This is a genomic window from Photobacterium sp. OFAV2-7 (genome assembly GCF_022347985.1).
In the GTDB taxonomy this organism is placed as follows: domain Bacteria; phylum Pseudomonadota; class Gammaproteobacteria; order Enterobacterales; family Vibrionaceae; genus Photobacterium.
This window is the reverse complement of record NZ_JAKRFQ010000473.1, coordinates 1-3,909: the sequence shown is the minus strand read 5'-3', so window position 1 is coordinate 3,909 and position 3,909 is coordinate 1. Positions and strand designations below refer to the sequence as shown.

The window sequence follows — 3,909 nt, the reverse complement described above, 5'->3', positions numbered from 1 at the left end:
AATACCCTGACGGCCGATTTCTGTATCCAGCCCATCGGTCAGGCGTTGGGTAACATCGGCCATTTGGGCTATCTCCAATGCTTGCCATAACTCATGATCACTAAATTGCGCTCCAAGGCTTAGGTTGTGTCTCATGGTGTCATTGAACAGCACCGGGTGCTGCAGCACAACGGCCATTTTGTTACGCAAGGCCTCGTAACCCACATCTTCGATAGGGCAGCCATTAACGAAGATGTCGCCCTGATCCTTTTGGTAAATCCCCAATAACAGCTGAATGAGAGTCGATTTACCGCCACCAGAGGAGCCAACAAGCGCTACACGTTTGCCGGAAGGAATCGTAAGGTTAAGGCCTCGTAGGACTTCCTTGTCTTCATCATAGGCAAAATGCAGATCACGCACATCGATTTGAAGCGCTTCTCCCTCGTTGAAAGGATTGACTTTCGGGGTTGGGCGCACTTCTTCTTCAAGGGCGATCAGACTATTCAGGCGTTGCATGGCTGCTGAAGCGCTATACCAGGCGAATTGGATCCCAAGCAGTTCCTGAACCGGACCAAGCATGAACCATAGGTAGCCAAACACAGCAAACATCTGACCAATGGTTAAATCGCTAAACAGAACCATCAGCATTGCCATTGCCCGGAAGAGCTCAAAACCGATTAAGAACAGAAGGAAAGAAATTCGTCCGGCTGCTTCCGACTGCCAGGCATACTTGTCGGCATCATGTCGAATGTCGTTGGCGCTCGACTTTAGCTGGGTAAGGAAATCCCGTTCGCGGTTGGCGGCACGTAGCTGATAGATCCCATCGAGTGTTTCTACCAGGCGTTGCTGGAATTTCTCGAAGGCCTGGTTTTCTTTTTTCTTAAGGGTTTTAACCCGGTTACCCATCATTTTGGAGGCATAGATAACGACAGGGTTGACCAATAGAATGAACAGGCCGAGCTGCCAGTTTAGCCACAGCAAAATAGCCGCTGTACCTATGACGGTAAGCAAGCCGATCAGAAAACGGCTTAAGGTATCCCCGACGAACTTATCGATAGTTTCGACATCGGTTATAAGGTGTGAAGTGATTCCGCCGCTGCCTCTCTCCTCGTATTGGCGCATGCTGATACGGCCAAGTTTGTCGATGAGATGCTGGCGCATTTTGTAGGTAATGTCTTTGGCGACCAGTGTGAACTGACGACTCTGGAGAATATTCAGCGCCTGGCTGCCTGCCCGCATCATGACGACTAGGAGAAGAACAAGCAGGATGTAGGCAGTTGGTTGCTGTAGTGATTCAGGCAAAAAAACGTTGAGAAATTGAATCCCGCCAGCCGGCTTGTCTAATAAAATTTCATCAACCATCAAGGGCATCAGGAGCGGGATAGGGACACTGATTAACGTGGCGACCAGCGCGATAATATTTGCCGCTACCAGCCTAGGACGGTGATGTTTTGCTTGCTTTATCAGCCAAGACCAGTTAATCATTTGATTCGAATTGCCTTTCACAGTGATAATGATTCCTATTACTAATGAGGGTTGCCATTCTAACGGCTATAAAAGGAGTAAGCCATGGATAATAAAGCAGCATTTTACAAACGACTCACTAACCAGGCGGTTTCACTGATCGAAGGCGAGTCAGATCTCATTGCTAATATTTCTAATATTAGTGCCTTACTCTATATGGAGTTAGAAGATATTAACTGGGCTGGCTTCTACTTTCTGAAAGGTGACCAGCTTGTACTTGGTCCATTTCAGGGTAATCCGGCTTGTGTACGTATCCCTGTCGGCCGTGGTGTATGCGGGACAGCAATTGCAGAGAATCGTGTTCAGCGCATTGCTGATGTGCACCAGTTTGAGGGACATATTGCCTGCGATGCCGCGAGCAATTCTGAGATAGTGATCCCGTTTACAGTAAAAGGGGAACTATATGGAGTATTGGATATTGATAGTCCAAATTTATCAAGATTTGACCAATCTGACGAGGATGGACTAGTAACTTTGGTTGAGGAACTACAAAAAAGGCTCTAATTGCATGCTTTCGGTGGTTTTTCAGCGTTAGGTAACTATAATAGCGAGACTATTTCTTTTTGATCAAAGTACTAACGGCGAGTTTCACTCGCATTTGTCAGGAAAGTCCATGGAAAACTCTGAAAAGCTAACGAACAGTAAAGAAGTGATTGCATACATTGCTGAGCGTTTCCCTAAATGTTTTACTGTTGAAGGTGAAGCAAAGCCTCTAAAAATTGGTATCTTCCAAGAGCTCGCTGAGCGTTTGAACGAAGATCCCAAAGTAAGTAAAACTCAGTTGCGTACAGCTCTGCGTCAATATACTTCTTCCTGGCGTTACCTTCATGGTGTTAAAGCCGGTGCAAGTCGTGTCGACCTTGATGGTAACGAGTGTGGCGTGTTGGAAGAAGAACACGTAGAACACGCTAAGAAGGCACTTGAAGAGAGCAAGGCTAAAGTACGAGCTCGTCGTAAAGAGCAAGCAGAGGCGAAAGCTGCTGCAAGCAAAGATGGTGAAGGTAAAGCGAAAAAAATTCGCGCAAAATCATCTAAACCAAAGAGCACTAAGCAAAAAACGACTAAGCTAAATAAAAAGCCTGCTGAAACGACCCGTGCACTGACAGCTGATGAAGTGAAAGTTGGCAAGAACGTTAGTGTTAACATGGGTAACGGAAACATGCCGGCGACTATCGTTGAAATCAATAAGGACGATGTGCGTGTTCGTTTAAACAATGGTTTGACCATGGTAGTTAAAGCGGAGCACCTTCGTTCGTAAAGGAGAATGCTCGACGTATGAAATGTCGATTCCGTTTCTCACTGATCGCTGCTGGCATGATGCTAGCAGCTTCAGCTCAGGCCCTAGAGGCCAAGTATTCGTTAAGTGATTTGCCGCAGCTTGCTCCTGAAAAGCAGCATGCTACAGCAAGTAAAAGGATAGCTTCGCGGTTCACCCGATCGCACTATAAGCAATTCACTCTTGATGACCAATTCTCTGCCAGCGTGTTCGATCGCTATATCGAAATGCTGGACTTCAATAAAAGCTTCCTTACAGCTTCCGATATCAGGCAATTTAAAAAATGGGAATACCAGTTAGATGATCAGCTCAAAAGAGGTGAGTCTACGGCTGCGTATGACATGTTTAACAAGTTGCTAGAGCGTCGTTTTGATCGCTATCAGTATGCATTGATGCTACTGGATAGAGAAATGACTTTCGATATCGATGAAGACTTTGTTCTGGATCGTTCTGAGCTTGAATGGGCAAAAGATCGCAATGAATTAAACGAGTTGTGGCGTAAGCGAGTTAAATACGATGCACTTAACCTGAAGCTTGCGGGTAAAGAGTGGAAGGAAATCAAAGAAACACTGGATAAGCGTTACAACAATGCGTTGAAGCGTCTGACACAGACTCACAACGAGGATGTATTCCAGATCTATATGAATGCATTTGCTCGTGAAGTTGATCCACATACCAGCTATTTGTCACCGCGTAACGCCGAACAGTTTCAGGCAGAGATGAACTTGTCTCTTGAAGGGATTGGGGCAGTGCTGCAGGTGGTTGACGATTATACCGTTATCCGCTCACTGGTAGCTGGTGGCCCGGCTTCGGCTTCCAAAAAGCTTGCGGCTGGTGATCGAATCATTGGTGTTGCCCAAGACGGCAAAGAGATGGTTGATGTGATCGGCTGGCGTTTGGACGATGTTGTTCAGCTCATTAAAGGTCCTAAGGGCAGTAAGGTTAAGCTGGAAATCTTGCCAGAGGGTAAGAATTCAAAAAGTTACGATGTCACTATCGTGCGTGACAAGATCCGTCTTGAAGACCGTGCCGTGAAGTCTTCGGTTAAATTCTCGCAGGGCAGAAAAGTTGGTGTGATTGAGATCCCTAGCTTCTATGTCGGCTTGTCTGAAGATACCAAGAAAGAGATC

General features: G+C 46.3%; 4 protein-coding genes. 3 read left to right on the top strand and 1 reads right to left on the bottom strand.

Annotated elements, in window-relative coordinates; translation table 11 throughout:
- A partial coding sequence (locus MHN01_RS19225; RefSeq protein WP_239412825.1) for an ABC transporter ATP-binding protein occupies positions 1–1,464 on the bottom strand: 1,464 nt, incomplete at its 3' end.
- An 84-nt stretch (positions 1,465–1,548) separates the two neighbouring features.
- Here MHN01_RS19225 and MHN01_RS19220 point away from each other — a divergent pair.
- From MHN01_RS19220 to MHN01_RS19210, 3 genes are all read left to right on the top strand, one after another.
- Entirely contained in the window at positions 1,549–2,007 is a 459-nt protein-coding gene (locus MHN01_RS19220) for a GAF domain-containing protein (protein WP_239412824.1), read from the top strand.
- A gap of 109 nt (positions 2,008–2,116) precedes the next feature.
- Positions 2,117–2,761: an RNA chaperone ProQ gene (gene proQ, locus MHN01_RS19215; protein ID WP_239412823.1), complete on the top strand. Its 645-nt coding sequence runs from the start codon at positions 2,117–2,119 to the stop codon at positions 2,759–2,761.
- Between the two features lie 17 nt (positions 2,762–2,778).
- On the top strand, positions 2,779–3,909 hold a 1,131-nt coding region (locus MHN01_RS19210), incomplete at its 3' end, for a PDZ domain-containing protein (protein WP_239412822.1).

What these genes read in the sequence shown, in the direction of transcription:
- MHN01_RS19220 (WP_239412824.1), top strand. Translation starts at nt 1,549, where the DNA reads ATGGATAATAAAGCAGCATTTTACAAACGACTCACTAACCAGGCGGTT.
- proQ (WP_239412823.1), top strand. Translation starts at nt 2,117, where the DNA reads ATGGAAAACTCTGAAAAGCTAACGAACAGTAAAGAAGTGATTGCATAC.